Origin of the sequence: Paludisphaera soli (assembly GCF_011064595.1) — a bacterium.
Taxonomy (GTDB): domain Bacteria; phylum Planctomycetota; class Planctomycetia; order Isosphaerales; family Isosphaeraceae; genus Paludisphaera; species Paludisphaera soli.
The window spans coordinates 156,207-180,866 of record NZ_JAALJI010000012.1 but is presented as its reverse complement, the minus strand read 5'-3'; the positions used below and the strand labels follow the sequence as shown (position 1 = coordinate 180,866).

At 70.2% G+C, this 24,660-nt stretch carries 21 protein-coding genes; 16 read left to right on the top strand and 5 right to left on the bottom strand.

Annotated features, from left to right (window positions below; all coding sequences use genetic code 11):
- Window positions 1-63: 63 nt before the first annotated feature.
- Window positions 64-249: a 50S ribosomal protein L32 gene (gene rpmF, locus G6O68_RS16830; RefSeq protein WP_165249783.1), complete on the top strand. Its 186-nt coding sequence runs from the start codon at window positions 64-66 to the stop codon at window positions 247-249.
- A gap of 219 nt (window positions 250-468) precedes the next feature.
- Here rpmF and rpmB read toward each other — a convergent pair whose 3' ends face one another.
- Complete coding sequence (gene rpmB / locus G6O68_RS16825; RefSeq protein WP_165249782.1) at window positions 469-789, bottom strand: 50S ribosomal protein L28; 321 nt, start codon at window positions 787-789, stop codon at window positions 469-471.
- 302 nt (window positions 790-1,091) lie between these two features.
- Between rpmB and G6O68_RS16820 the strand changes: the two genes are divergently transcribed.
- The 3 genes from G6O68_RS16820 to G6O68_RS16810 all read left to right on the top strand — a co-directional run bounded on the left by G6O68_RS16820 (window position 1,092) and on the right by G6O68_RS16810 (window position 4,258).
- Window positions 1,092-3,410, top strand: coding sequence for a YfhO family protein (locus G6O68_RS16820; protein ID WP_240911346.1), 2,319 nt, complete (start codon window positions 1,092-1,094; stop codon window positions 3,408-3,410).
- A 98-nt stretch (window positions 3,411-3,508) separates the two neighbouring features.
- The gene (locus G6O68_RS16815; RefSeq protein ID WP_165249781.1) at window positions 3,509-3,823 is read left to right on the top strand and encodes a hypothetical protein; all 315 of its coding nucleotides are present in this window, start codon (window positions 3,509-3,511) and stop codon (window positions 3,821-3,823) included.
- A 72-nt stretch (window positions 3,824-3,895) separates the two neighbouring features.
- A complete protein-coding gene (locus G6O68_RS16810; RefSeq protein ID WP_165249780.1) occupies window positions 3,896-4,258 on the top strand; it encodes an ankyrin repeat domain-containing protein in 363 nt (120 codons plus the stop codon).
- 33 nt (window positions 4,259-4,291) lie between these two features.
- On the opposite strand, the gene G6O68_RS16805 is transcribed toward G6O68_RS16810, so the two are convergent.
- Window positions 4,292-5,632, bottom strand: a complete 1,341-nt coding sequence (locus G6O68_RS16805; protein ID WP_165249779.1) for a serine/threonine-protein kinase — start codon at window positions 5,630-5,632, stop codon at window positions 4,292-4,294.
- Window positions 5,633-5,945: 313 nt separating this feature from the next.
- Here G6O68_RS16805 and G6O68_RS16800 point away from each other — a divergent pair, with 313 nt between their 5' ends.
- The 3 genes from G6O68_RS16800 to G6O68_RS16790 all read left to right on the top strand — a co-directional run bounded on the left by G6O68_RS16800 (window position 5,946) and on the right by G6O68_RS16790 (window position 9,537).
- On the top strand, window positions 5,946-7,031 hold the full coding sequence (locus G6O68_RS16800) for a TlpA family protein disulfide reductase (RefSeq protein WP_165249778.1): 1,086 nt from the start codon (window positions 5,946-5,948) through the stop codon (window positions 7,029-7,031).
- Window positions 7,032-7,241: 210 nt separating this feature from the next.
- Entirely contained in the window at window positions 7,242-8,360 is a 1,119-nt protein-coding gene (locus tag G6O68_RS16795) for a 3-isopropylmalate dehydrogenase (RefSeq protein ID WP_240911344.1), read from the top strand.
- A 217-nt stretch (window positions 8,361-8,577) separates the two neighbouring features.
- Window positions 8,578-9,537, top strand: coding sequence for a DUF1559 family PulG-like putative transporter (locus tag G6O68_RS16790; RefSeq protein WP_165249777.1), 960 nt, complete (start codon window positions 8,578-8,580; stop codon window positions 9,535-9,537).
- 31 nt (window positions 9,538-9,568) lie between these two features.
- Here G6O68_RS16790 and G6O68_RS16785 read toward each other — a convergent pair whose 3' ends face one another.
- The gene (locus G6O68_RS16785; protein WP_165249776.1) at window positions 9,569-10,540 is read right to left on the bottom strand and encodes a DUF72 domain-containing protein; all 972 of its coding nucleotides are present in this window, start codon (window positions 10,538-10,540) and stop codon (window positions 9,569-9,571) included.
- A 526-nt stretch (window positions 10,541-11,066) separates the two neighbouring features.
- Here G6O68_RS16785 and G6O68_RS16780 point away from each other — a divergent pair.
- Complete coding sequence (locus G6O68_RS16780; protein ID WP_165249775.1) at window positions 11,067-11,456, top strand: hypothetical protein; 390 nt, start codon at window positions 11,067-11,069, stop codon at window positions 11,454-11,456.
- Window positions 11,457-11,573: 117 nt separating this feature from the next.
- Here G6O68_RS16780 and G6O68_RS16775 read toward each other — a convergent pair whose 3' ends face one another.
- Complete coding sequence (locus G6O68_RS16775) at window positions 11,574-12,422, bottom strand: HAD-IIA family hydrolase (protein WP_165249812.1); 849 nt, start codon at window positions 12,420-12,422, stop codon at window positions 11,574-11,576.
- Between the two features lie 239 nt (window positions 12,423-12,661).
- On the opposite strand from G6O68_RS16775, the gene G6O68_RS16770 reads away from it, so the two are divergent.
- Complete coding sequence (locus G6O68_RS16770) at window positions 12,662-13,777, top strand: GntR family transcriptional regulator (protein ID WP_165249774.1); 1,116 nt, start codon at window positions 12,662-12,664, stop codon at window positions 13,775-13,777.
- Between the two features lie 73 nt (window positions 13,778-13,850).
- A complete protein-coding gene (locus G6O68_RS16765) occupies window positions 13,851-14,624 on the top strand; it encodes a DUF4058 family protein (protein WP_165249773.1) in 774 nt (257 codons plus the stop codon).
- A 16-nt stretch (window positions 14,625-14,640) separates the two neighbouring features.
- On the opposite strand, the gene G6O68_RS16760 is transcribed toward G6O68_RS16765, so the two are convergent.
- A complete protein-coding gene (locus G6O68_RS16760) occupies window positions 14,641-16,101 on the bottom strand; it encodes a diadenylate cyclase (RefSeq protein WP_240911341.1) in 1,461 nt (486 codons plus the stop codon).
- Window positions 16,102-16,417: 316 nt separating this feature from the next.
- Here G6O68_RS16760 and G6O68_RS16755 point away from each other — a divergent pair, with 316 nt between their 5' ends.
- From G6O68_RS16755 to G6O68_RS16730, 6 genes are all read left to right on the top strand, one after another.
- Window positions 16,418-17,089: a dual specificity protein phosphatase family protein gene (locus G6O68_RS16755; RefSeq protein ID WP_165249772.1), complete on the top strand. Its 672-nt coding sequence runs from the start codon at window positions 16,418-16,420 to the stop codon at window positions 17,087-17,089.
- 143 nt (window positions 17,090-17,232) lie between these two features.
- On the top strand, window positions 17,233-17,742 hold the full coding sequence (locus G6O68_RS16750) for an N-acetyltransferase (RefSeq protein ID WP_165249771.1): 510 nt from the start codon (window positions 17,233-17,235) through the stop codon (window positions 17,740-17,742).
- A gap of 36 nt (window positions 17,743-17,778) precedes the next feature.
- Window positions 17,779-19,551, top strand: a complete 1,773-nt coding sequence (locus G6O68_RS16745; protein WP_165249770.1) for an ArnT family glycosyltransferase — start codon at window positions 17,779-17,781, stop codon at window positions 19,549-19,551.
- Complete coding sequence (gene miaA, locus G6O68_RS16740; RefSeq protein ID WP_165249769.1) at window positions 19,548-20,522, top strand: tRNA (adenosine(37)-N6)-dimethylallyltransferase MiaA; 975 nt, start codon at window positions 19,548-19,550, stop codon at window positions 20,520-20,522. The genes G6O68_RS16745 and miaA overlap by 4 nt, the downstream gene beginning before the upstream one ends.
- Window positions 20,523-20,690: 168 nt before the next feature.
- Entirely contained in the window at window positions 20,691-22,535 is a 1,845-nt protein-coding gene (locus G6O68_RS16735; protein ID WP_165249768.1) for a DUF11 domain-containing protein, read from the top strand.
- Between the two features lie 125 nt (window positions 22,536-22,660).
- The gene (locus G6O68_RS16730) at window positions 22,661-24,631 is read left to right on the top strand and encodes a thioredoxin domain-containing protein (protein ID WP_165249767.1); all 1,971 of its coding nucleotides are present in this window, start codon (window positions 22,661-22,663) and stop codon (window positions 24,629-24,631) included.
- Window positions 24,632-24,660: the final 29 nt, after the last annotated feature.

Genomic DNA, 24,660 nt, shown 5'->3' with positions numbered 1-24,660 from the left:
TCCGGATAATGGACCTTTCGTCCCAGTCTGCGCCGAGCGGTAAGATAGTCGGGAGATGCTGACGTGGCCGTACCGAAGAGACGTAAATCGAAGTCCGCGAAGGGGAAGCGCCGGAGTCACGACTTCCTGACGCCGATCAACCTGACCGTTTGCCCGATGTGCAAGCAGTCGGTCCCCACCCACAAGGTGCACGAAGAGTGCCTGGCCGAGCACCTCAAGAACGGTGCCCCGGGCCGCATGCCCTTCTGACCTGACCCCAATCGCCCCCGCCCCGCACGACACGCCCCAGCGTCTCCCGCCGAGCCACTTTCCGAGGGTTCGGCGTTTTCGCGCGCCGAGCGAAATCGCCCGAGGTTTGACGGCGTCGCAACTCAGCCGCGGCGCGCAAAAAAGCGGAGGCTCGTCGCAAGGGACGAGTCTCCGCTGGTTGATTCATGGCCCGACGGCCCGGAACCGCGACGCGATCGATCAGATCGGGTAGAGGTTCTTGAGGTTCTCGCGGGCGGTGGCGCTCCCCTTCGAGGCCTTGATGAGGGGGAAGGTCTGGACCTTGCCGTCAACCTCAAGGGTCAACTGGCCGCTGCGGATGACCGAGGTGGCGACGCGGACGTGGGTGGTCTGGCCGTTGGGCAGCCACACGTGGATCGTCTGCAGATTCGGCTTGAAGGTGCGCCGGCTGATGCCGGTCGTCTTCTTGCCGACGCCGCCGAGGTACTTCGCCTTGCCGCGCTCGGTCTTCCGGTTGCCGAACGTGGTCTTCTTCCCGCTGACTTCGCAAACGCGGCCCATCGTTCCTGACTCCTGCCCTGCGACGACCTTCCCCAACCGGGCGGCCGACGTTTGATTGCGATTCCGTGGCGTGAACGCGTCCATCGCGGAGTTGGGCCGACGCGTCGAGCCGAGGCCGCGAGGCCCGCGGGCGTCCGTCTCGGCGCAGACCGCGCACGGGACTTCCGCGGGAAAGAGTCCCATTATCGCGTTCCCCGCCCAACTTTCAAGCCCGACCTGACGATCGGCCTGTCCGGGGAGGCCGACCGGGCGTATCCTGCCGCCCTAACGGACCTGATGCCCAGGGGAAACGGGAGCCTGCCATGCCTTCGCGACGCGCGGAACTGGTCGCCTTCGGCGTCGTCCTGGCGGGACTCGTCGGGGCCTTCCTCCACGACGCGCTCCGCCCCGGCCGCGTACTCAGCCCGGCCGACGTCCTGCTCGTCGAGGCGAGCTTCCGCGAGCCGGGCGAGGCCGCCCACGAGCCCGCGAATCGGCTCCTCATGGACCCGGTCCTCCAGTTCCAACCCTGGCTGGCGTTCAATCGCGACGAGATGCGTTCTGGCCGACTGCCTCTCTGGAACCCGTACGCCGGCTGCGGGGCTCCGCATGTCGCCAACGGTCAGAGCGGGGTGTTCGACCCGTTCAACCTCATCCTCGTCCTCAGCCCCTGGCCCGACGCCCTCGCCTGGACGGCCGCGGCGCGGCTCTGGTTCGCCGGCCTCGGCGCGTTCCTGCTGGCGAGGTCGTGGGGCTTCGGCCCCTGGGGACGCTGGTTCTCCGGGCTGACGTTCCCGTTCTGCGGGTTCCTGGTCGTCTGGCTGCTCTACCCCGTCACGCCGGCCGCGATCTGGCTCCCCTGGGTGCTGCTGGCGACGGACCGGGCGATCCGCGATCCCGGGGCCCTCGCCGCGGCCCTGCTGGCGTTCGCCGTCGGCGGCGTGCTGGTCGCCGGACACGTCCAGACGAGCGCCCACGTCCTGCTGGCGGCGGGCCTGCTCGCGGCCTGGCGGCTGGCGAGGGCCGAGCCTCGGCGACGGGCGGCGATCGCCTGGGGGGCGGGGATCGCGCTCGGGGTCGGGATAGCGGCCGTGCAGATCGTCCCGCTGGCCGACTACCTGGCCAAGAGCCCGGTCTGGTCCGAACGCCGTCGCGAGCACCCGCCGTTCTGGAAGGCCACCCGGCCGAGGATCCTGGAGGCCGCCTGCACGGCGTTCCCCTATCTTTACGGGAGCCAGCGGCGGGGGCATCCGAACCTGGCTCGCGGGCTGGGGCTGAACAACCTGAACGAGTCCGCCGGGGGCTTCGCCGGGCTGGCGACGCTCGCCTGGCTGGCGCCCTTGGCGGTCTTCGTCGGGCGGCGTCGCCCCGAGGCCGGCTTCCTGCTGGCCTTGCTCGTGATCGGGGCGATGGGGGCCTTCCGGATCGCGCCGGTGGATAATTTGTTGCGCGCCCTGCCGGTCGTGGGCGTGATGGACAACCGCCGACTGACGCTCTGGGTCGCCTTCGCCCTGACGTTCCTCGGCGGGATCGGGATCGACCTGGCGGCGCGTGGCGAGTCGATCTCGCGACGCTGGGCCGGGGCCTGGATCGCGGCCGGCGTCCTGCTCGGCGCGGCGGCGTTCGCCGTCCCGTTCGCCGAGCCTCGACTGCGCGAGCGCGCCGAGCGGCACTATCGCGAGGCGGCCGAGCGGCTCGAACCCGCCGAGGTCGCGCGCCGGGTCGAGGCCCAGGTCGGGACGATGCTGGGCTTCACCCCGCGCTATCTGGCTATCGGCGCGACGGCCTTCCTCGCCCTCGCCGCGACGGCCGAGGCCGCGCGCCGACGCCCGGGGATCCGCCCCGCGATCCCCGGCCTGCTGCTCGCCGCGACGCTCGCCGACCTGTTCGCGTTCGGCGTGGGGCTCAATCCTGCGATCGACCGCGCGACCCAGGAGTTCGAGCCGCCGCTGATCGCGCGGCTGCGCAAGGGCCTCGGCCCTGGGCGTCGGGCGATCGGCGTGGGGGGCGAGCTGCCGCCGAACGTCCTGATGCGGTTCGGCCTGGCCGACGCTCGGAACTACGACTCGGTCGAGCTGGCGCGGAGCCTCGACTGGTTCGAGCCGCTGTACGAGCCGACCGACGAGGCCCGCAGCAGCCGGCGCGCCGTGTCGTGGGCGACCGTTGCCGCGGCCCTGCCGAGGCTCCGCGAGGCGGCCGTCGGGGCCGTCGTCGCCGCGAGCCCGCCGCCGGATCCGTCGCTCTTCACGAAGGTCGAGCCCGTCGGCGAGGCCTGGATCGCCTGGCTCGACGCGGCCGATCCGGTCGCCTTCGAAGGACCCGGCCGTGCGACGGCCGCGCCGCGGGCGGAGCCCGGCGCGATCCGCGTCGAGGTCGACGCCGAAGGCCCCGGGCGGCTGGTCGTCCGCGAGACGTGGGACGAGGGCTGGCGGGCGCGCGTCGACGGGAGACTTGTGAAGGTCGACAAGCATCTCGACGTCTTCATGAGCCTTCCGGTCGATTCGCATTCGCGAGTCGTCGAACTTGAATATGCTCCGACGCCGTTCCGAGCGGCCGCCGCCGCCTCGGCGGGGGCGGCCGCGGCGGCGCTTCTCGCCTTGACAGGGGGGGCCTTCTTGCGGATTGATGGAAAGGCCAGATGAGGGGCTTGGACGGACCCGAGCCCGCCGGTTAAGATCGTCTTAGAACGATCTCGGCCGGGGCAGTCGACCGGCACGTCGCTATTGAGGATGAAACGCTGATGGTCCACTTCACGTGCGATCTCTGCGGCAAGGACATGACCTCCTCCGGGGAAGACCGCTTCGTGGTCAAGATGGAGGCGTTCCCCGGGTTCGACCCCAACGAGATCAAGGAAGAGGATCTGGACGACGACCCGATGGAGGCCGTCTCCGAGCTGCTCGAACGCGACGAGGACTTCGCCCACCGCGAGCAGGCCGACGACGCCTGCCGCCGCCAGGGCTTCCGCTTCGACCTCTGCCCCTCCTGCCACCGCAAGTTCCTGCGCAACCCGCTGGGCAAGTCGAACGCCAGCGTGCTGAACTTCAGCAAGAACTGATCCGGCCGCGACGTTCGGTCAAACAGCTTCCGAATCCGGCGGCGAGCCGCCCGCCTCGAAGGGCCCCGTGACATGGATTTCGGAGGCTTCCTCCTCTTCGGCCTCCTCGCGGCGGCCCTGATGGTCGGAGTCCTCGGCCTGATGGTCGCCTTCGCGGCCCGATGGCCGGGTCGCCGGGGACCTCTGTGGTTCTGGATGTGCGGCGCGGTCCTGCTCGCCATCCTGGGGAAGTATCTTCACCAGGAGTACTTGCTGAACGAGCCGTTGTTCATCGCGTCGGCTTCGGGCGACCGTGCCCGCGTCGAGTCCCTGCTCCGCGCGGGGGCCGACCCGGAGGCGCAATGGGAGGACGGGACCACGGCCCTCTCGGCAGCCCGCAGCCGCGGCGACCGGGACGTCGCGACGATGCTGGAACGGGCCGGAGCGACCCGGTAGGCGGGCGTCCCACCGACGGCGAGACGCCCGTCTTCACTTCGCCACGAGCATCAGCACGTTGGTGACCATCGACAGGCCCAGGACGATCGCCAGGGCGGCGATGATCTGGTTGCGGCTGTTGACGTAGCCGGCCATCTCGATCATGTGGGCCTCGTCGACGGCGGTCGGGGCGTACTCGTCGGTCTCGCCTTCGGCGAGGGCTTCCAGGCTGTCGGGCTTCTGGCCGGCGATCATCGGGCTGTCGCCCTGGAGCAGGCACTTGAAGTCCAGGATCAGGTCGTCGGGCGTGGTGTAGCGGTTCTCGCGGTTCTTGGCGAGCATCGTCTCGATGACCATGCCTAGGCCGCTGGAGATCTTCGTGTTGAGGTGGTCCGGCGGGACCAGTTCCACGCGCGGGTCGACGTGCTTCCGCATGACTTCCGACGGGGTGTCTCCGCCGTAGGGGACCTTGCCGGTCACCATGTGGTAGAGCGTGGCGCCGAGGCTGTAGATGTCGGCGCGGATGTCGACGTCGGTCTGGCCCCGCACCTGCTCGGGGCTGATGTAGTAGGGGGTGCCGATCGCCATGCCGGCCTCGGAGAGCCCCCAGGTCTCGTCGCCGGTCAGCCGCGCCAGGCCGAGGTCGGCCAGCTTCACGCCGCCGTCCTTGGTGAGGATCACGTTCTCCGGCTTGACGTCGCGGTGGATCAAGGCTCGCTGGTTGGCGTGCTTGAGGGCCTCGGCGACGGCCATGGCGATGCGGACGGCGTCTTTCTCCTCGAAGACCTTGTTCTTGTCGAGGAAGTCCTTGATCGTCGGCCCCTCGACGTACTCCATGACGAAGAAGAACCGGCCGCCGGCCTCGCCCGCGTCGATGGCGTTGACGATGTTGTTGTGCGAGAGCTTGGCCGCGATCTGCGCCTCGCGTTCGAACCGGCGGATGAACTCCTTATTCTGCGCCAGGCTGTCGAGCAGGATCTTGACCGCCACGGTCCGATTCACGCTGTTCTGCCGGGCCTTGAAGACGACCCCCATGGACCCCTTGCCCAGCTTCTCGATGATCGTGTAGCCGGGGATCTCCAGCTTCCGGGTCGCCTCGCCGCGCTCCTGGAGGAGCCGGGCCATCTGGCCCTTGGTGAGGACCTTGGCGCCGACCATGACGTCGAGCAGGCTCTGGCCCGGCGTCCCGTCCCCCTGCGCGGCGAGCTTGGCGCGATGGGCCTTGCACGCCTCGACCTCGCCGGGCGTGGCGAGCCCCCGGCGGATGATCGAGCGCTCCAGGTTCGATTCGTCCAGCGACGAGAGCCCCCGGGCGTCCCTCGGCGTCGTGCCCGAGGCCGAGGGGGGGGATGCGGTCGGGTTGCTGCGATTCTCGGCGTCGGCTGGGGCGGCCATGCGGACGTCTCCGCGCCCTCCGCCCGTCGCGATCGGGCGGGGGCTTTGTCTGGAACCACGGATCATGGGTCGATGCGGCGAGGCCGAGATGGGGCGGACCGCGCGGGCTCGCCGGCCCGACGTCGCGTCCGCTCGACGACGCCCCACTTAGGATACCATCGCCGTTCCGGTTTGTGTCGCCCCTGGCCGCTCGCCCGTCCGAAGGATCTCGGAGGGGCGGCCGTTGACGGCCGACGCCCGGCCTCCCTAACCTGGGATGACCTCTCTTCAACTGCCGCCAAGGCCCGCGTCCCCGGACGTGGAAGGAGCCCCCGTGATCTCCCGACCCGCCTCGCTGCTCCCGGCGATCGCCCTCGTCGCGCTCGCCGCCCCCGCTGTCGCCGTCGCCTTCGCCCAGGAGGCCCCCCGATCGGCCGAGGCCGTCCTGAAGGACCTCGACGCCGCCCGGCAGGAGCCCTACGACCAATCGCGGCGCGAGGACAAGCCCTACACCGACGCCTACATTGAAGAGATGGGCAAGGTCCGCGAGCGCCGCTCGGCGCTGACGCGGGAACTCCTCCAGGTCGACCCCAAGAATCCCCGCCTGACCAGGCTCCTCTTCGAGCGCTGGCAGGCCATGTACGACAAGCCCGAGGAGCTGGATCGGGAGATCGAGGAGGCGGTCGCCCTTTCGGGCGACGAGAAGATGCGGGTCGAGGGGGCCTACGTCAAGGTGATCCACGTTATCTCCCGCCCCGGCGAGGAAGCGGACCGGCTCAAGGCCATCGATGCCTTCGCCGCGATCGCCCCGAAAGGCGACCCTCGCGCCGGGGGCTTCCTTTGCTCGATCGCCGAACGCACCAAGGATGAGGCCCTGCGGCTCGCTCTCGAGGAACGCGTCCTGAAGGAGTTCCCCAAGTGCGCCGAGCGGGTCATGGGGTCGCGCCGCCTGCGCGAGGCCGTCGGCAAGCCGTTCGAGCTGGAGTTCGCCGACGCCGTCTCCGGACGGTCGATCCGCATGGCCGACCTGAAGGGGAAGGTCGTCGTCGTCGACTTCTGGGCCACCTGGTGCGGCCCCTGCGTCGCCGAGATGCCCAAGATGAAGGAGCTGTACGCCAGGTTCAAGGACCAGGGCGTCGAGTTCCTCGGCATCTCGCTCGACTACCCCGAGGAGGAGGGCAAGGGCCTGACCAAGCTGAAGGCCTACGTCGCCGAGAACGAGATCCCCTGGCCCCAGTACTACCAGGGCAACGGCTGGGAGAGCGAATTCTCCAAGTCGTGGGGCATCACCGGCATCCCGGCGCTCTTCCTGGTCGGCCCCGACGGCGTCCTCGTCTCCACTGAGGCCCGCGGCAAGCTCGAAACCCTGATCCCCGAGCTGCTCGCCAAGGCCCCGGCCGACGAGCGCAAGGGGGACTGATCCTGATCGAGAGCGACGCGTAACGCCGCTGCTGAACGTCCTCCCCCACCAGGGGGGAGGACGTTCAAAGCTTCAGCTCCGCTTCGGCTCGCGGGAACGCCGCCGCATTCCTTGTCGGTCGCCGGGGCGCGAGCTATCATCGAACCCGGACGGGCGACCGGCCCGCGTGTACTTCCTCTATTCGGACCCACCGAAGCGTCTGGAGCGGCGATGTCGTTGTTGAAGATTGGCGTGATCCCCGGGGACGGCGTCGGGCCCGAGGTCATCGAGGTCAGCCTGGGGATCCTGGAGAAGGTCGCCAAGCGCGACGGCATCGCCTACGAGCTGCAGCACTTCGACCTGGGGGGCGAACGCTACCTGAAGACCGGCGAGGTCCTCCCCCAGGCCGAGCAAGACCGCCTCCGCGCCTGCGACGTGATCCTGCTGGGGGCCGTCGGCCACCCCGGCGTGCCGCCGGGCGTGCTGGAGAAGGGCGTCCTGCTCAAGCTCCGGTTCGACTTCCACCAGTACATCAACCTCCGACCCGTCCGCCTCTTCCCCGGCGCCCAGACCCCGATCAAGAACAAGGGGGCCGACGACATCGACATGGTCGTCGTCCGCGAGAACAACGAAGACCTGTACGTGGGCGCCGGCGGCTTCACCTACAAGGGGACTCCCGAAGAGGTCGCCATCCAGACCTCCATCAACACCCGCGCCGGCGTCGAACGCTGCATCCGATACGCTTTCGAGGCCGCCCGCACCCGCGCCAAGACGGGCGCGTTCAAGGCGCTGTCCGAGGCCGACCGGGCCAAGGGTTATGTCCGCCAGGTCACGCTGGTCGCCAAGACGAACGTCCTGACCTTCGCCCACGACCTCTGGATGCGCGCGTTCGACGAGGTGGCCGCCGACTACCCGGACGTGAAGCCGAATTACATGCACGTCGACGCCTGCTGCATGCGGATGGTGACGAACCCCGAGTGGTTCGACGTGATCGTGACCACCAACATGTTCGGCGACATCATCACCGACCTGGGCGCCGTGCTCCAGGGGGGGATGGGCCTGGCCTCGTCGGGGAACCTGAACCCGGACAAGACCGCTCCCAGCATGTTCGAGCCGGTGCACGGCTCGGCGCCGGACATCGCCGGCAAGGGGATCGCCAACCCGCTGGCCGCGATCCTCTCGACCGCCATGATGCTCGACCACGTCGGGGCCGGGGCCTCGGCCGACCGCATCCGCCGCGCCGTGGCCGCCGTGCTGGCGGCGGGCGAGCCCAGGACACCCGACCTGGGGGGCAAGAACTCGACCGTCGAGGTCGGTGCCGCCGTGCTGGAAGCCCTCGACCGCGAATGACTCCCGCTGGCGGCGGGACCGAGCGTGGGGCCTTGACTCGCTCGGGTTCGCCGCCGACAATGACTTCATGCACTCAGTCGGCCGCTGATTCCCGCATTTCCCTCCCAGGTCGCGTGGCGGGGGGATCGGGAATGGTGTAGCTTGAGGAGAGGACACTTGTCCGGCTGAACGGACGGCCCGGACGGCATGCGCCCTTCCCTTCTCCGAGGAAATCTCGATGCGCCGCATCCCCGACAGTCGGCACGAGAGGACGGCCTTCACCCTGATCGAGCTGCTGGTGGTGATCGCCATCATCGGCGTGCTGGTCGCCCTCCTACTGCCGGCCGTCCAGTCGGCGCGCGAGGCGGCGAACCGCTCGCAGTGCCAGAACAACCTGAAGCAGCTCGGCCTGGCGGCGCAGGAGTATCACGACTCGTTCAACGCCTTCCCCGCCGGCTGGTACTGCACGCCGCCCCAGTACGACCCGATCAACCCCAACACCTTGATCGGCGGCGACGTGACGGGTTGCGCCAACATCTACACGCCGTACCAGCCCTACCAGTGGAACGGCATGGTCGGCCTGTTCAACAAGCTGGAACAGGGCAACCTGTTCAATATGATCAACTTCGACCTCGCCCCCAACCACGTCGGCAACTCCTCGGCCGTGCGGACCACCCTGACCGGCTTCGTCTGCCCGTCGAACCGGCGGCCCGAGACGACGACCCAGACCGGCTCGACGCAGAAGATGGGCCCTTCGGACTATCGCGGCAACATGGCGGCCGGCATGATCCTGCCCGACTCCGCCGGCAACTGCCCGACCCAGGACCCGACCAACGTCTACTGCCTGAACTTCGACAACGGCCTGACCTACCAGAACTCCAGCGTGGGCATCGCCGACGTCACCGACGGCACGACGAACACCTGCCTGATCGGCGAGACCATCGCCCCCAACGGCGTCTGGGCCCCCGCCACCAGTTGCTGCGTACGCACGAACAACGACCGCACCATCAACCGGCCGATCGTCTCCGGGGGCGTGAACTATTACACCTACTGGTCCAGCAAGCACCCCGGCCTGGTCAACTTCGTCAACTGCGACGGCAGCATCCGCTCCGTCAGCGCGACGATCGCCAAGCCGGTCCTCAACAAGCTGATGACCCGCAACGGCGGCGAGGTCATCTCGTCCGACGAGACGAAGTAAGCGGCAATCACGCCGCATCCGTCTCGTCCGCTCAATCCAGCAGCGCGTCGGCGACCGCCTCGATGGTCCCCGGCGCGTTGCCTTCCAGCCGGTTGTTCACGAACACGAACGCCGGCTGCGCCGCCTCCCACGCCCGCTCCGCGAGCGCCCTCAAGGCCTCGCGCACGGCCGGGACCGGCGACTGGACGCTCCGATACGGGCTGTAGCGCTCGACGGCGTCCTCGTATGCCTGGCCGTGCCGCAGCAGCGCCCGGACGACCGTGAAGTCCGCCGTGCGCGAGCCCGGCATGTCGACCTGCTCGATCAGCTCGGGCATCCGCGTCCAGGAGTTGAAGACGTGCGCCGCGTTGCGGGCGCGGAGCGTCTCGAAGTAGGGCTCGCCCAGATACTCCGGGTTGCGGATCTCGACGCCGTAGCGGAAGCCCGGCGGCATCGCGTCGAGGAACGCGCCCAGCCGCTCGCGGAACTCGTCCACGCCGGACATGCTCGACTTCGCCATCGTCCCGAACTCGAACATCAGCACCGCCACGCGGTCGCGGTGCTTCCAGAGCGGCCGGGCGAACAGCTCCTTGAAGACCTTGGGGTCGAGGAACGCCTCATTAGGCTTCCCCGCGCGCGTCCCGTAGCGGGCGTGTCGCGGCCAGCGCGGGACCGTCACCTCCTCCGGGACCTTGAGTCCGAACCGCAGGCCCTCCGGCGTCCCCTCGAACAGGCTCTTCCAGTAGCCCGCCGAGGGGAACTGGTAGAAGCTGAAGTCGCCGCCGACGACCGGGAAGACCCGCGCGTACTCCGCCAGGCACTCGGATTCGAACTTCTTCATCGAGAGCTTGCCGCGGGTTTGATACCGCTCCGGGCTGTAGATCGAGCCCAGCCAACCCTCGTATTTCCACGACGAGGTGCCGAAGAACAACTCCCGAGCCGCCAGCGTGCGGAGCTTCGGCGCCAGCGAGGCCGCCTGCGGGGGGAGCTCTTCCGGAGAGTCGAACAGGGAGAGTTGATTCATGTTCACCCGGTGGTCCAGAGCGACGCCGTCGACCCTCGCGCATCGTACCGGTTCGACGGCCCCGTGACGAGCCTCCGCCCATTCTCGCCACAGTCGGACGCAAAAGCCGCCTGATTAGGCTTCCTTGGGACGCCCCCAGGCTCCTGGAACGCCGACTCGACGGGATCCGACCCTGGATGACGGCTGGGGCCGGCGAGATGACACTCCGAGTGCAGCTCGAGGGCCAGGAGAGCGTTGGCGGAAGCTTGGCGCGTTAACGCCGCCGGATGCCGTCTCAACCGACGGAGAAATTCGGAAGGATGGATCAACTGATCCGATTGCTGGATACATGAGATTTAGCGAGTTTGACGGGTGATTGCTGGACTTTTCCTGGAAAGTGAACCTGGGGGGTTGGCATCTTGGGGTTCATCATATAACCTACGTTCCAGACACACCTGCGATACCACCGACGACTTCCTACCTGGTGGGTCGAGCAACGGTTCAGAGATTCACCCTACCCGATTGATCCCTTGGGAGAGATTTTACGATGAAGCGGCACCTGTTGGGCCTGGCTCTCGGCGCTCTGGTTGGTTCTTTCGTCCTCGTCGGCGACGCCCAGGCCTGTCACAAGAAGAAGGCCACCTGCACCCCGGCCTGCGCCCCCGCCCCGGCCCCGGTCTGCGCCCCGGCACCGGCCCCGGTCTGCGAGCCGGTCGCGGTCGTCGAGACCTGCGCCCCGGCCCCCAAGAAGCACTGCTTCAAGATGCCGAAGTTCAAGATGCCGAAGCTGGGCTGCCACAAGAAGGCCGCCGCGACCTGCGCCCCGGTCTACGGCGACGTCGTCTACTCGGCCCCCGAGGCGGTCTACGCCGCCCCGCAGGCCGCCTACGCTGCTCCCCAGGCCTACGCCGCTCCCCAGGCCACCGGCCAGAACTGAGCGGACGGCGATCTTTGATCGCTGACCCGACACTCGGCCGGATGCGAGCCCCAGGGCCTCGCATCCGGCCGAGTTCGTTTCGAACCATCTCGGTGGAGCCGACCGGCCCAGGCCGGCTCAGGTGAGGTCTGAGGTGAGGACGACCTCGCGGCGGGCGGTCCGCGCCGGCGACCGAGGCGAGGCCGGCGGGGCGAGGGGGAGCGGGGGCGGCCCGAACTCGGCGGCGAGCCGGGTCGGGTCGAGGTCGGCGATGGAGTCGACGACCTGGTCGGGCTGGTAGGCGTAGTCGGCGAGGTCTTCGCGGCGGGTCCCCCCGCTCAGGACGAGGACCGTCTTGAAGCCGAGTTGGACGCCGCCGAGGATGTCGGTCTCCATCGTGTCGCCGATGACCACGGCCTGATCGGTCGTGAGCCCGAGCGCCTTGCGGGCGCCCCGGAGCATGAGCGGGCTGGGCTTGCCGGGGCTGAACGCCCTCGCGCCGCTGGCCGCCTCGATCATGGCGACGATCGCCCCGCAGCCGGGACGCAGGCCCTGCTCGGTGGGGCAGTTGGGGTCGGGGTTGGTGGCGATCAGCCGGGCCCCGTCGAGGATCATCCGGACGGCCGACTCCACCATCTCGAAGCTGATCGTCCGCCCCTCGCCGACGACGACGTAGTCGGGGTCCTTGTCGACGACGGCGTAGCCGTTCTCGTGCAGGGCGTTGAGCAGGCCCCCCTCGCCGATGACGTAGGCCGTGCCGCCGGGGCGTTGGCGGGCCAGGAATCGGGCCGTCGCCATCGCGCAGGTGTAGACGTGCTCGTCGTGGACGGGGATCCCCATGCGGCGGAGCCGGGTCGCCACGTCGCGGCGGGTGCGCTGGCTGTTGTTGGTCAGGAAGCGGAAGGGGATGTCCGCCTCCAGCAGCTTGGCGATGAACAGGTCGGCACCCGGGATGAGCCGGCCGCCCCGGTAGATCACCCCGTCCATGTCGATCAGGTAGCCGAGCCGGGCGGGCTTGTCGGCCCGGGCGTCGAGGCGAGGGGTCGCGGGCGTCGCGTGGGGTTCGTGCACGGGCGAAGGCCTCCGTGGTGATCGCGATCGGCGAGGCGGACGGCCCGCCCCGCTCAGGGGAGTCTAGGGAGACGGTCCGTCATCGGCTAGGTGTAGTGGGCGTCGAGTGGTAATATTCCTGTCATGACAGCTCGGACAAGCTGTAAGGTGTATTCATGACTCACGACGTCAAGCACGAGCGGATCACGAGGGCCCTGCTGGCCCAGATCGCGGCGGGCGAGTTCGCCCCGACCGGCCGGCTCCCCAGCGAGGCGCAGCTGGTGGAGCGGTTCGGCGTCTCGCGGCCGACGGCCGCGCGGGCCCTGCGCGACCTCCAGGAGCAGGGCCTGGTCGAGCGCCGGGTCGGCTCGGGGAGCTTCGTGAAGCCCCGGGCGGATGAAGCTACGGCCTCGCGGCAGCTGGGGTTCCTGGTCCCGGGGCTGGGTACGACCGAGATCTTCGAGGCGCTCGGCGGCGAGCTGGCCGCGCTGGCGAGGGGGCGGGGCTACGGCCTGGTCTGGGGCGCCGGGCGCCGGGCCGCGGGCGAGGACCTGAGCGTCCGCGACGCCGAGGAGCTTTGCGACCAGTTCGTCCGAAGCCGGGCGGCCGGGGTCTTCTTCGCCCCGTTCGAGCACGAGGCGGGGGTCGGGCCGGCCAATCGCGACCTGGTCGAGCGGCTGCGTCGGGAGGGGGTCGCGGTCGTGCTGATCGACCGCGACCTGGCGCCGTTCCCGATGCGCGAGGGGCTGGACCTGGTGGGGCTCGACAACTTCGCGGCCGGCTTCCTCGCGGCCGACCACCTGCTCAAGCTGGGATGCCGCCGCCTGGCCTTCGCCCGCCGGCCGGGCTCGGCCGCGACCGTCGCCGCGCGGGTCGCCGGCGCGCGCGAGGCGATGCGGGCGCGGGGCGTCGCCCCGCCGCCGGACTTCGCGCGCGAAGGGGAGTTCGAAGACCCGGCCGAGGTTCGCGAAGCGTTCCTGACGGGGCCCGTCGAGGCGATCCTCTGCGCCAACGACCGGATGGCGGCCGTCCTGATGCGTTCGCTGGCGAAGTGCGACCGGCGGGTGCCCGACGACGTCCGGCTGGTGGGCTTCGACGACGTCCGCTACGCCACGATCCTCTCCGTCCCGCTGACGACCGTCCACCAGCCCTGCCGCGACATCGCGGCCGTCGCCTTCCGCACCATGCTCGAACGGATCGCCGACCCGACGCTCCCCCCCAGGACCGTTACGCTCGCCCCCCGCCTGGTCGTCCGCGAGTCGTGCGGCGCGTATCTCCCCGGGGGCGGGTGAGGTCGGCGCGATGGGCGAATTCCTGGTAGGCTTATCGATGGCTTGACGGACGATCGCCCTTGGGAGGTCCCCCATGCCTTCGCCATTCCCCGGCATGAATCCCTGGATCGAGCAGGACGACATCTGGCCGGACTTCCACTCGGCCTTCATCCCCGCGCTTCGGCATCGGATCGCAAGCCAGGTCCTCCCGAAGTACATGGTTCTCATGGAGGAGAACGTCTACGTCCACGAGGAGCCCGGGCGGCCCGTCCGCTCCATCCGGCCCGATCTGGCGGCGACCCGCCTCGACGAGGGGCCGGCGCGAGGGGGCGCGGCTCTCGCGGAACTGGAAGCTCCGACACGTCTGGAGATTCCGGCCGAGGAAATCGTCCGCCTGCCGTTCCTGAAGATCCTGGATCGTCAAGATCGCGAGTTGATCGCCGTCGTCGAACTGCTGAGCCCTGCGAACAAGCGGCGTGGCAACAACCGCGGGGGCTATTTGCAGAAGCGGCGGGAGATCCTCGGGAGTGCGGCGAATCTTGTCGAAATCGACCTGCTTCGAGGCCATCCCCCGATGCCGCCGACCGACCGGCCGCCCTGTGCGTATTCGGTGCTCGTCAGTCGAGCGGAGCGACGTCCCGGCGTCGGCTTCTGGCCGATCGGGTTGCGCGACCGCTTGCCGATCATCCCGATCCCCTTGCGTGCGCCCGACGCCGACGCCCGGGTCGATCTGCAGGAGGCCTTGAATCAGGTGTACGACGAGGCGGGCTACGCCTACTTCCTCTACCACGGCCTTCCCGAGCCGCCGCTGTCGGCGGAAGACGAGGCCTGGGCGCGGGGGCTCTTGCCGGCGCCGCCGGCGACGTGATGGGGGCCGGGTCGGTTCAGAATTCCCAGACCCGTCGGCCTTTCAGGAACATGGTGACGTAGCCGTCCTCGCTGACCTTGAGGACCGGGCCGAACTGGGAGGCGGCGAGGGCCGCCAGGGTGCGGGCGCCCTGGACGGAGCGGCCGAGGTCCAGGACCTCGGGGTTGATCCGGAGGATCGCGCCGAAGGTCACGAGCCCGCCGTCGGGGTCGGTGACGACGGCCCCGTCGAGGCTGGCGATGGCCTCCAGGACGGTCGGTTCGAGCTGGCTGACGGTCATACCGCGCACCGCGTGGTGGAGCGCCCGCTTGGCCAGCCGGGGCGAGAGGTTCTCGGGGTCCTGGGGGTCGTCGACGGCGATCTCCTCGTTCATCCGGTCGACCGGGGCGATGAGCTGGGGGATGGATTTCTCCGGGTCGCGGGCGACGACCAGGAGCGCGCCGACGCGGGATTCGCTGAGGTTGATGGCGGCCTGGAAGAGGCGGCGGGCGAGGTCGTCGTCGCTGGAGCGCTGGACGGCCTCGCGCCAGACGGCGAACTTGCTGGCGATGTCGAGCAGCCGCCAGCGGCCGTCGCTGAAGCTGAAGGTCATCTCGCCCCGGGAGAAGACCTTGATCTCCTGCGAGGGGGTCAGGGCCACGCAGACGTGCCCGTCCGAGATCGTCGCCCGGGCGTGGCTCTGGTAGGGGCGGGGGCAGAGGTGGGCCTGGGTGTGGCGGGCCTGGGTGCGCTCGGCCCACTGGTCGATGTCGGCGATCCGGACAAGCTCCCCTTGAGGGTCGACGACGAAGACGGTTCGCAGGCCGTCGCAGAGGCGGTGGAAGCCCTTGATGGCGGTGAGCCGGGCGTTGAACTGGGGGGCTCCCTGGAGGTTCTCGCGGCCGGGGGTCGTCGGGTCGTTGGGAGTGCCGAGGAGCAGGGCGCCGGTGGTGACCCGCTTGTTCTCGTAGGTCGAGAGCGCGGCGACGCGGAGGGCCTCCAGCGCCGCGGGGATGCGGAACGGGCCCTCGGTCGCCAGGAAGTCGGCGATGATGAGGTCTTCCGTCAGGTAGTTGAAGCGTTCGACCCGGTCGTTGACGTCCTGGTCGAAGAGCGATCGGAAGCGATGGTCGAGGGCGTGGACGATGACGTCGATCATCCGCCGCTCGGACGGGAACAGGGGGACCGGGCTCCCCGGCTGGAACGTCAGCCGCGTGCCGCGCCATTCGATGTCGATCGCCAGGCGGTCGGTGTCGTCGCTGAGCTTATAAGGGGTCTCCTGCATCACGACGTCCCAGTCGATGATGCTGCGGTCCCCCTGGATCTCCAGGACCGAGTCGGGGAAGAAGTGTTCGAGCGTGCGCCGCATCACCGACTGGTAAAGGCCGACGACCTTCGAGACGGGGCCGTAATGACGCTCGGATCGGGCCAGCAAGGTCTGCTCCGCGAGCGTCGGCGCGTCGAACCGGACCGCCTTCCGCATCGTCTGATTCACCATGATCGATCGGTCCTCCGGCCTCCTCGCCGACGAGACGCCCAATCCTAGGGCTCGGCCCCGAGAATACCAAGGGGCGGGATTTTGACGACGCGAAAAACCGTCGCCACTCGTTCGGGCGGCGGATTTCTTCAACCCGGCGTCCGGGGGGGCCGATGCTGGAGGGAGGCCGAGGCCCGACTTGTGGCTTCCGGCGGGTCTTGCTAGGATCCGCCGCCCTCGTCCGATCGACGTCCTCGGGGGCGCCGCCCCAGGGAAGGGGATGTTCGTGATGGCGGACGAGCGGTCCGTCGGCCGGCTGACAGGGAGATTTCGCCCGATGTCCAATCGTCGTAAATGGCTGCGTATCGCGCTGGCGGTCGGCCTGGCCGTCCTGGCGGTGCACCAGACCTGGCGGCACGGCTCCGACTACGTCTTCGCTCAGCAGTTCGCCGAACTCGAGCCGGGCAAGGTCTACCGCGGGGCCTGGCAGAAGGAATGGCCGATGCGCCGCATCGCCCGCGACTGCAAGCTCAAGACGATCCTGGCCCTCGCCCACCCCTATGACAGCGCCATCGCCACCAAGGAGCGGAACCTCGCGAACGAGTTGGGGATCCGCTGGGTGCACGTCCCGATCATCGACCAGCGCGGCCAGGAGGACCCTAAGTCCATCTTCGAGCTGCTCGACGAGGCCGCCGCGGTGGTCAACGACCCGGCGAACCACCCAATCTACTTCCACTGCCACCACGGCCTGAACCGGGTCTCGATGGTGCAGATGGCCTACCGGATGAAGTACTGCGGCTGGACCCTGGAGCAGGCGACCGAGGAGGTCGCGTCGAGCTTCGGGCTCGTCGAGGCCAACCACGGGCCCGACTATCGGACCATGGTCCAGTATTACGCCAAGAGCATCCTGCCGGCCCGCGAGGCCGAGAAGGCCGTCGCCGTCACGGACTCCGCCAAGCCCGCCGAATCGGCCCCGGTCGAAGCCGCGACGGCCCCCGTCCGGCGCTGATCCTCTGGGCCCCACCCGGAGGATCTCGGCGGAAGGCCGCTTGATTCCGGAGATGAGCGCCCTACAATAATCGTTCCGGCCCGAATCGACCCGGCACGCATCCCCAAGACACGGCTCGCAAGCCGATAAGGGAGGTTCCTCGATTGAACATCCGCCCCGCACGCGTCGGCGACGTCCCCGCCATCTACGAGTTGATTCGCAAGTTCGCGGACCGCAAGGTCATGATCCGCAGGTCTTTAGGCGAGCTGTACGAGTCGATCCGTGAGTTCCTGGTCGCGATCGACGGGGACGGCAGGGTCGTGGGCTGCGTGGCGTTGCATGTGTTCTGGGAGGACCTGGCCGAGTTGAAATGCCTCGCCGTGGCCGAGGAGGCCCAGGGGGCCGGCGTCGGCCGCTTGCTGGTCGACGCCTGCTGGGATCAGGCCCGCGAGCTGGAGATCAACTCCGTCTTCGCGTTGACCTACGCCGTCGGCTTCTTCGAGCGTTGCGGCTACGGTCAGATGGACAAGGCGGACCTGCCGCACAAGATCTGGAACGAGTGCGTGCGCTGCCCGCTCTTCCCGAACTGCACGGAAGTCGCCCTGATTCGCTCGCATCGGCCGATCGAGCGGAGCCTGGAGCCGGTCGACGCCCTGGCGCTCGCGCCCGTCTGACCCGTCCCGATCCGACCCGGAGGGGAGCGGCGTCCTTTGAGCGGCCCTGAATCGACGAAGAACAGCCCGGTCGCCCCGACGCTCGCCGTCGAGGCGGGCGGGCTTTCGCTTTCCCCGGACCCTCGCTCGTCGCGCCGGCGGCTCGTCGCCGCCACGCTCGTCGGCCTGGCGACGCTGGCCGTCATGGTGGCGACCGAGCCCCGCCTGGCGATCGTCTGGGACGAGGGCTACACGCTGGGCCGCGAGGCCCGCCTGCGGACCTGGTTCCGGGCCCTGCGTGACCCCGCGGCCTTCGCAGCGACCTGGACGCCCCCGGCCCAGGAGCTGGTCCAGCAGGTCGGGGCCCCGCCCCCGAGGTCCGATCAGGTCGACACCCGCGGCAAGCTCCTGTTCGACGCGCAGGTCCTCGCCTACTTCTGGCCCTTCGCCCGCGAGGAGCCGCACGGCCACCCGCCCTTCTATGCCCTGCTCGGGCTGGTCGGCGACGTTCTGACGCCGGGGCTGCCGGACCTCTCGCGTGCCCGGCTCGGGCCGATCCTCCTGTTCAGCCTGGCCTCGGGGGTCCTGTTTCATTTCGTCTCGCGGCGCTGGGGGTGGTGGGCGGCGGCCGCCTCGGCCGGGGCCTGGGTCTTCCAGCCCAACCTCTTCGGCCACGGCCACTATGCGGCCTACGACGGCCCGCTGAGCGCGCTCTGGCTGCTGGCGATCTTCGCCTTCGTCGCGGCGGTCGAGAGCGGCGAGGAAGCGGCGAAGCCCCGGCGCCTACCGTGGTTGCCGGCGATGGCGTTCGGGGTCGTGCTCGGCTGCGCGATGGCCGACAAGCTCACGGGTTGGTTCCTGCCGCTGCCGTTCCTCGCCTGGGCGATCCTCCAGCGCCGCCGACGCCCCTTCGAGGTGCTGGCCGTCGGCCTGATCCTGGGCTTCTCCGTGCTGCTCCTGCTCAATCCTCCGTGGTGGACGGAGCCGGTCGCGGGGCTCTCGCGGTTCTTCCGCTCGAACCTGACGCGCGGAAAGACGATCCCGATCCCCGTGATGTTCCTGGGCCGGGTCTATCAAACGCCCGTCGAATCGCTCCCCTGGTACAACACGATCGCCTGGACGTTGCTGGCGACGCCCGTCGGCTTCCTGCTGCTGGCGTCGGCCGGCGCCTATCGGGCGGTCGCGCGATGGAAGGCCGAACCGGTCGTCCTGCTGATCCTGGGGCACTGGCTGTTCCTGCTGGCGCTCCGCGCGATGCCCAACACCCCGGGGCACGACGGCGTCCGCCTGTTCCTGCCCGCGTTCGGCGTGCTGGCGCTGCTGGCGGGGCCGGGGGTCGCGCAGGTCCGCGACTGGTTTGGGAAGGCCTCGCGCTGGGTCGCTTCGGCGAGCCTGGTCGAGGGGGTGGCGAGCGTCGCGCTGCTGATGCCCGTCCCGCTGGCGTACTTCAGCCCGATCGTCGGCGGCCCTCCCGGCGCGGCGAGGCTGGGCATGGAGCCGACCTACTACTGGGACGCCCTCGACGCCGACGCCCTGGCCTGGCTCCGCGCCGAGACCGCGCCCGGGCGGACGATCCAGTTCTCCACGTTCCCGACCTCGTGGCTCTACCTGCGGCAGGTCGGCTCGCTCCCCGCGCGGATCGCGCCGGTCGATCGCGGCGTCCCGCAGTGGTACGTCCTCCAGAACCGCCCCGGCGCCTGGAACTCCTGGGACCACGTCCTGGCGAGTCGCGGGAAGCCGGCCTATACGGTCTCGAAACTGGGCGTGCCGCTGATCTGGGTCTTCCCCTACGAGGCCTTGCAGGAGGCCGCGCGCGAGGCCCGGCGATGAGCGTGGAGACCACCCCGGCCCCCGAGCATCGCGCGATCTACCTGACCGGGCCGACGGCCTCGGGCAAGTCGGCGGTCGCCGTCGAGCTGGCGCGGCTGCTCGACGCCGAGATCCTCGCCCTCGACTCGATGACGCTCTACCGAGGCATGGACGTCGGCACGGCCAAGCCGACCGAGGAAGAGCGGGGGGGCGTGCCGCATCACCTGATCGACGTGCTGGACCCCTGGGAGTCGGCGAGCGTCGCGCAATACCGAGAGTGGGCCGTCGCGGCGATCCGGGACGTGGAATCGCGAGGCCGCCTCGCCCTCTTCGTCGGTGGGACGGCTCTCTACCTCAAGGCGATGCTCCGCGGCCTGTTCGACGGCCCGGGGGCCGACCCGGCCGTCCGAGGCCGGCTGGAAGCCGAGGCCGAATCGCTGGGCGACGCCGCGCTCCACGCCCGGCTGGCGGCGTTCGACCCGGCGACGGCCGCGCGGCTGCACCCCAACGACCGACGCCGCGTCGTCCGGGCGCTCGAGGTGATCGAGCTGACGGGAACCCCCTTCAGCAGCTTGCAGAAGCAGCACGAGCGGCCGGCGGCGGGCGTCAGGGTGTTCGCCCTGGAGCTTCCCCGCCCTGTGCTCCACGACCGCATCAACCGCCGGGTCTCGGCGATGTTCGAGGCCGGCCTGGTCGAGGAGGTCCGTCGCCTGCAATCGGCCGAGCGGCCTTTGAGCGGGGTGGCCGCCCAGGGGGTCGGGTACAGCGAGACGATCGCCCATCTGGGGCCGGGGGGGCCGGACCTCGACCGGACGATCGAGCTGATCCGGGCCCGGACCCGCCAGTTCGCCAAGCGGCAGGGGACGTGGTTTCGGGGGCTCTCGGAAGTGGTCCCGCTGGCGGTCGAGCCCGGCGAGCCGGCCGGGGCCGTCGCCCGGCGGCTGGCCGATCGGATCGAGGCCGTCGCGGACGACCCGAATCCCCCGGATTGACCTTCCGGGGCGGGGGCTCTTCTGCTATCTAACCGGCGGTGGATCGGCCGAGGTCCCGGACGCGCGGCGACGCGCGCACGCTTCGGCGGCCGTTCCCGATCGCTCTCGTACCCGTCGCGACGCGCGCGGCGTCGACGAACGGGCGTCCCAAGGAGGGGATGATTACCCATGGGCCGGCGACTCTTCTTCCTGATCGGCGCGGCGCTTCTGATCGCCTGCGGTCCCGCGCGCGTCCTCGGCCTGCAACAGGCCGCACCGGCCCCGGCGCCGATCGAGCAGCCCGGCGCGCTCCTCCCGCCCGCGGATGCGATCCCTGCCCCCGAGGAGCCGGCGGACTTCCCGCCCGTGGACGACGAGCCGGCCCCGGCGCCGTCGAAGGCCCTTGGGGGCCTCGCGATCCCCGGCTTCAAGCCCTCCCGACCGGCGGAGGCCGCACCCCGGGACGACGAGGTGGAGCGCGTGCAGGCGCCCGCCCCCGCCCCCGGACCGGCCTCGGCCCCGCCGTCGGGAGACGGCGGATTCCTGCTGCAGCCCGACCGGCTCGCCCTGGGCAAGCACGAGGTCCTCGTCAGCGTGGAGGTCCAGGCCCCGCCGGTGATGAACGTCAACAAGGAGGCGACGGTCAAGCTCGTGGTCGCGAACGCCGGCTCGGCCGACGCGTACGGCGTCGTCGTCCGCGACGAGCTGCCGCCCGGCCTGACCTTCGTCTCCAGCGCGCCGATGCCCGAGAACGCGGAGCAGGGGGGGCCCCTCGTCTGGAAGCTCGGGACGCTCCCCGCCAGCACCAGCCGGGTGATCCAGATGAAGGTGACGCCCACGCAGGTCACGCCCATGGACCAGGGCGCCACCGTCTCGTTCCTCGCCGGCAGCAAGGCCCGGACCCGCGTCCTCCAGCCCAAGATCAAGGTCGAGGTCGTCCAGACCCCGAGCATCCCCAAGGTGCTGAAGGGGCAGAAGGCCGAGTTCCGGATCTCGGTCACCAACACCGGGGACGGCCCGGCGCGGAACGTCGTGGTCCTGGCGAAGCTCAGCCCCGGCCTCGCCCACGAGAGCGGCGAGCGCAACGAACAGAACAGCTTCGACATCCCGCTCGACAGCCTCGGCCCCTTCGAGCGCCGGGACCTCCCCCCCTTCGTGGTCGACACCAAGCAGGGGGGCCGGCAGACCTGCACCGTGAAGGCCACCAGTCCCGACGTGATCTTCGACCCGGCCGACGGCGAGGTCGAGCGGTTCGTCGAGGTGGTCGAGCCCCAGCTCAAGATGCAGCTCGCGGCGCCCGAGAAGCGATACACCGACACGATCGCCCCGTACGAGCTGACCATCGAGAACCCCGGCACAGCCCCGGCCCGCAAGGTCCAGGTCGTGGTCTCGCTCGGAGTCGGCGGCCGGCTGGTCAAGGTCCCCCCCGACGCGACCTGGGACGGCAAGACCCATCGACTGAGCTGGTCGATCCCCGAGATCGCCCCTGGCGAGAAGGCCCGCTCGCTGGCCTTCGACGTCCGCATGGGCGACGTCGGCTTCTACGAGGTCACCGCCGAGGCCCGCGCCGAGAACGTCGCCGACGTCCGCGAGAAGCGGTCGACCGACGTCCAGGGCATGGCGGACCTGGACCTGATCGTCCGCGAGGTCAAGCGGGTCGTCGACGTCGGGAGCGAGACGATGTTCCTCATCACGCTGCAGAACTACGGCACCAAGGACGCGACCAACGTCGTCGTCCACGCCAAGGTCTCGCCCAACCTCCAGATCTTCGAGACGTCCGGCGGGCCCGAGGGGGAGAGCAAGGGGAACAAGAACGGCACCGAGGTCGCCTTCCCGAAGATCGAGCGCATCGGCGCGAACAAGAAGGTGACGCTCGGCATCAAGGTGAAGGCCGTGACGGCCGACGACCCGATCGGCGTGTGCACGGTGGACGCCAAGCACGACGACCTCCCGAAAGAGCTGCAGGGCATGGCGAACGTCAAGGTCACCGAGGGGCGCCGGACGGCCGGCGCCGCGGAGCCGACGGCGAAGTGAGCCGGGCGCGGCGAGGCCGGGCGGGTTGGACCGCCGTGCGGTTCCGCGTACAATCGGGTCGGCTCGTCCGCCCGTCGCGCCGCGACTCGTCGCGAGGGGGGCGCCGCCAGGGCTGAGGTTTCGTGATGCCGCGATCGAGGTCCGTCCGCACGCCCGCCGCGTGGCTCCTGCTCGCCCTGGCCTCGGGCCTGGCCCCGCCGGCCGCCCCCGGGCAAGAGGCCGCGCCGGCCGGGGGGAACCGGCTCGGCCGCGAGACCAGCCCCTACCTGCTCCTGCACGCCGACGACCCGGTCGACTGGCTCCCCTGGGGGCCGGAGGCGTTCGCCAGGGCGAAGGCCGAGGACCGGCCGATCTTCCTGTCCATCGGCTACCGCGCCTGCTACTGGTGCCACGTCATGCAGCGCGAGTGCTTCCGCGACCCCGAGATCGCGCGAGCGCTCAACGCGGGCTTCGTCTGCATCAAGGTGGACCGCGAGGAACGCCCGGACGTGGACGAGGTGTACATGGCCGCGCTCCAGGCGTTCAGCTCCGGCGGCTGGCCGATGTCCATGTTCCTCCTGCCCGACGGCCGGCCCTTCTACGGCGGCACCTACTACCCCGCGCGGGGGAAGGCGGGCTTCACCGGCTTCGACGTGGTGCTCGCGGGCATCCTCAAGTCGTGGCGGGACGAGCGGCCGGAGATGGAGCGGGCCGCCGCCGGCCTGACCGAGATCGTCCGTCGCAAGCTGGGGGACGGCCGCCCGGGGCGACGCGCCCCGTTGCCGACGACCCTGGCCGCCGAGGGCCTGGCCGGGCTCGCCGAGCGGTTCGACCCCGAGTACGGCGGCTTCGGCTACAACCGCGAGAACCCCCGCCGGCCCAAGTTCCCCGAGCCCGCGAACCTCGCCTTCCTGCTCGACCGGCACGCCCGAGCGCCCGCCGAGCGCCCCGGCCGCGACGACCCGCTGGCCATGGCCCTAACGACGCTCGACCAGATGGCCCGGGGCGGCATCCGGGATCAGCTCGGCGGCGGCTACCATCGCTACGCCACCGACCGCTTCTGGGGCTCGCCCCACTTCGAGAAGATGCTCTACGACAACGCCCAGCTGGCCGCCGTCCACCTCCGCGCCTTCGAGCTGACGGGCGACCCCCGCTGGAAGGCCGAAGCGGAGTCGACGTTCGCCTTCGTCGCCCGCTCGCTGACCACCCCCGAAGGGGCCTTCGCCTCGTCGATCGACGCCGAGACCGAGGCCGGCGAGGGGGCCTATTACATCTGGACCCGCGCGGAGGCCCGCAAGATCCTGGGCGACGACCCGGACGCCGACGCCTTCCTCCAGGTCGTCGGCCTGAAGCGCGAGCCGAATCTCGAGGGGGGCCGCTACGTCCTGACCGAGCCCCGCCCCCGCGCCGAGCAGGCCGAGGCGATGGGGATGAGCGTCGAGGACCTGGCTCGGAAGCTGGAAGGCCCCCGCGCGCGGCTCCTGGCCGCTCGCGAGCGCCGGCCCGCCCCGCCGTGCGACGACAAGGTCCTCGCCGCCTGGAACGGCCTCATGATCGCCGCCTACGCCGAGGGATACCGCGTGCTGAAGGACGAGGCGTACCTCCGCGCCGCCGAGAAGGCCGCCGACTTCGTGCTGGAGAAGCTCCGCGACCCCTCGGGCCGGCTCTTGCGGTCCTACCGCGCCGGGGCCGCCCACCTGCCGGGGTACCTGGAGGACTACGCGTTCCTCGTCCACGGCCTGCTCAGGCTGCACGAGGCCGGTCGCGACCCGCGCCGGCTGGAGCAGGCCCGCACGCTCGCCGACCGGATGATCGCCGACTTCGCCGACGAGCGGGACGGTGGCTTCTTCTTCACAGCCGATGACCACGAGACGCTCCTCGCCCGCTCCAAGGACCCGTTCGACGACGCCCTGCCCGCCGCCAACGCCGTCGCCGCGAGGGCCCTCCTGGCCCTCGACCGCGCGACGGGCGAGGCCCGCTACCGCGAGCTGGCGGGCAAGACGCTTGAAGCCTTCAGCGGCTTTCTCGCGCAGGACCCGGCGTCGATGCCGACCATGCTGACGGCCTTGCAGGAATTCCGAGACCTCCCGCCCCCTCCCCCCGGCGACCCACGTTGAACCCCCGACCCGCGAGCCGAATCCCCGAA

Coding starts and splice junctions, on each gene's coding strand:
- rpmB (WP_165249782.1), bottom strand. CDS start 789: ATGGGCCGCGTTTGCGAAGTCAGCGGGAAGAAGACCACGTTCGGCAAC.
- G6O68_RS16820 (WP_240911346.1), top strand. CDS start 1,092: ATGCCTTCGCGACGCGCGGAACTGGTCGCCTTCGGCGTCGTCCTGGCG.
- G6O68_RS16815 (WP_165249781.1), top strand. CDS start 3,509: ATGGTCCACTTCACGTGCGATCTCTGCGGCAAGGACATGACCTCCTCC.
- G6O68_RS16810 (WP_165249780.1), top strand. CDS start 3,896: ATGGATTTCGGAGGCTTCCTCCTCTTCGGCCTCCTCGCGGCGGCCCTG.
- G6O68_RS16805 (WP_165249779.1), bottom strand. CDS start 5,632: ATGGCCGCCCCAGCCGACGCCGAGAATCGCAGCAACCCGACCGCATCC.
- G6O68_RS16795 (WP_240911344.1), top strand. CDS start 7,242: ATGTCGTTGTTGAAGATTGGCGTGATCCCCGGGGACGGCGTCGGGCCC.
- G6O68_RS16790 (WP_165249777.1), top strand. CDS start 8,578: ATGCGCCGCATCCCCGACAGTCGGCACGAGAGGACGGCCTTCACCCTG.
- G6O68_RS16785 (WP_165249776.1), bottom strand. CDS start 10,540: ATGAATCAACTCTCCCTGTTCGACTCTCCGGAAGAGCTCCCCCCGCAG.
- G6O68_RS16780 (WP_165249775.1), top strand. CDS start 11,067: ATGAAGCGGCACCTGTTGGGCCTGGCTCTCGGCGCTCTGGTTGGTTCT.
- G6O68_RS16775 (WP_165249812.1), bottom strand. CDS start 12,422: ATGGACGGGGTGATCTACCGGGGCGGCCGGCTCATCCCGGGTGCCGAC.
- G6O68_RS16770 (WP_165249774.1), top strand. CDS start 12,662: ATGACTCACGACGTCAAGCACGAGCGGATCACGAGGGCCCTGCTGGCC.
- G6O68_RS16765 (WP_165249773.1), top strand. CDS start 13,851: ATGCCTTCGCCATTCCCCGGCATGAATCCCTGGATCGAGCAGGACGAC.
- G6O68_RS16760 (WP_240911341.1), bottom strand. CDS start 16,101: ATGGTGAATCAGACGATGCGGAAGGCGGTCCGGTTCGACGCGCCGACG.
- G6O68_RS16755 (WP_165249772.1), top strand. CDS start 16,418: ATGTCCAATCGTCGTAAATGGCTGCGTATCGCGCTGGCGGTCGGCCTG.
- miaA (WP_165249769.1), top strand. CDS start 19,548: ATGAGCGTGGAGACCACCCCGGCCCCCGAGCATCGCGCGATCTACCTG.
- G6O68_RS16735 (WP_165249768.1), top strand. CDS start 20,691: ATGGGCCGGCGACTCTTCTTCCTGATCGGCGCGGCGCTTCTGATCGCC.
- G6O68_RS16730 (WP_165249767.1), top strand. CDS start 22,661: ATGCCGCGATCGAGGTCCGTCCGCACGCCCGCCGCGTGGCTCCTGCTC.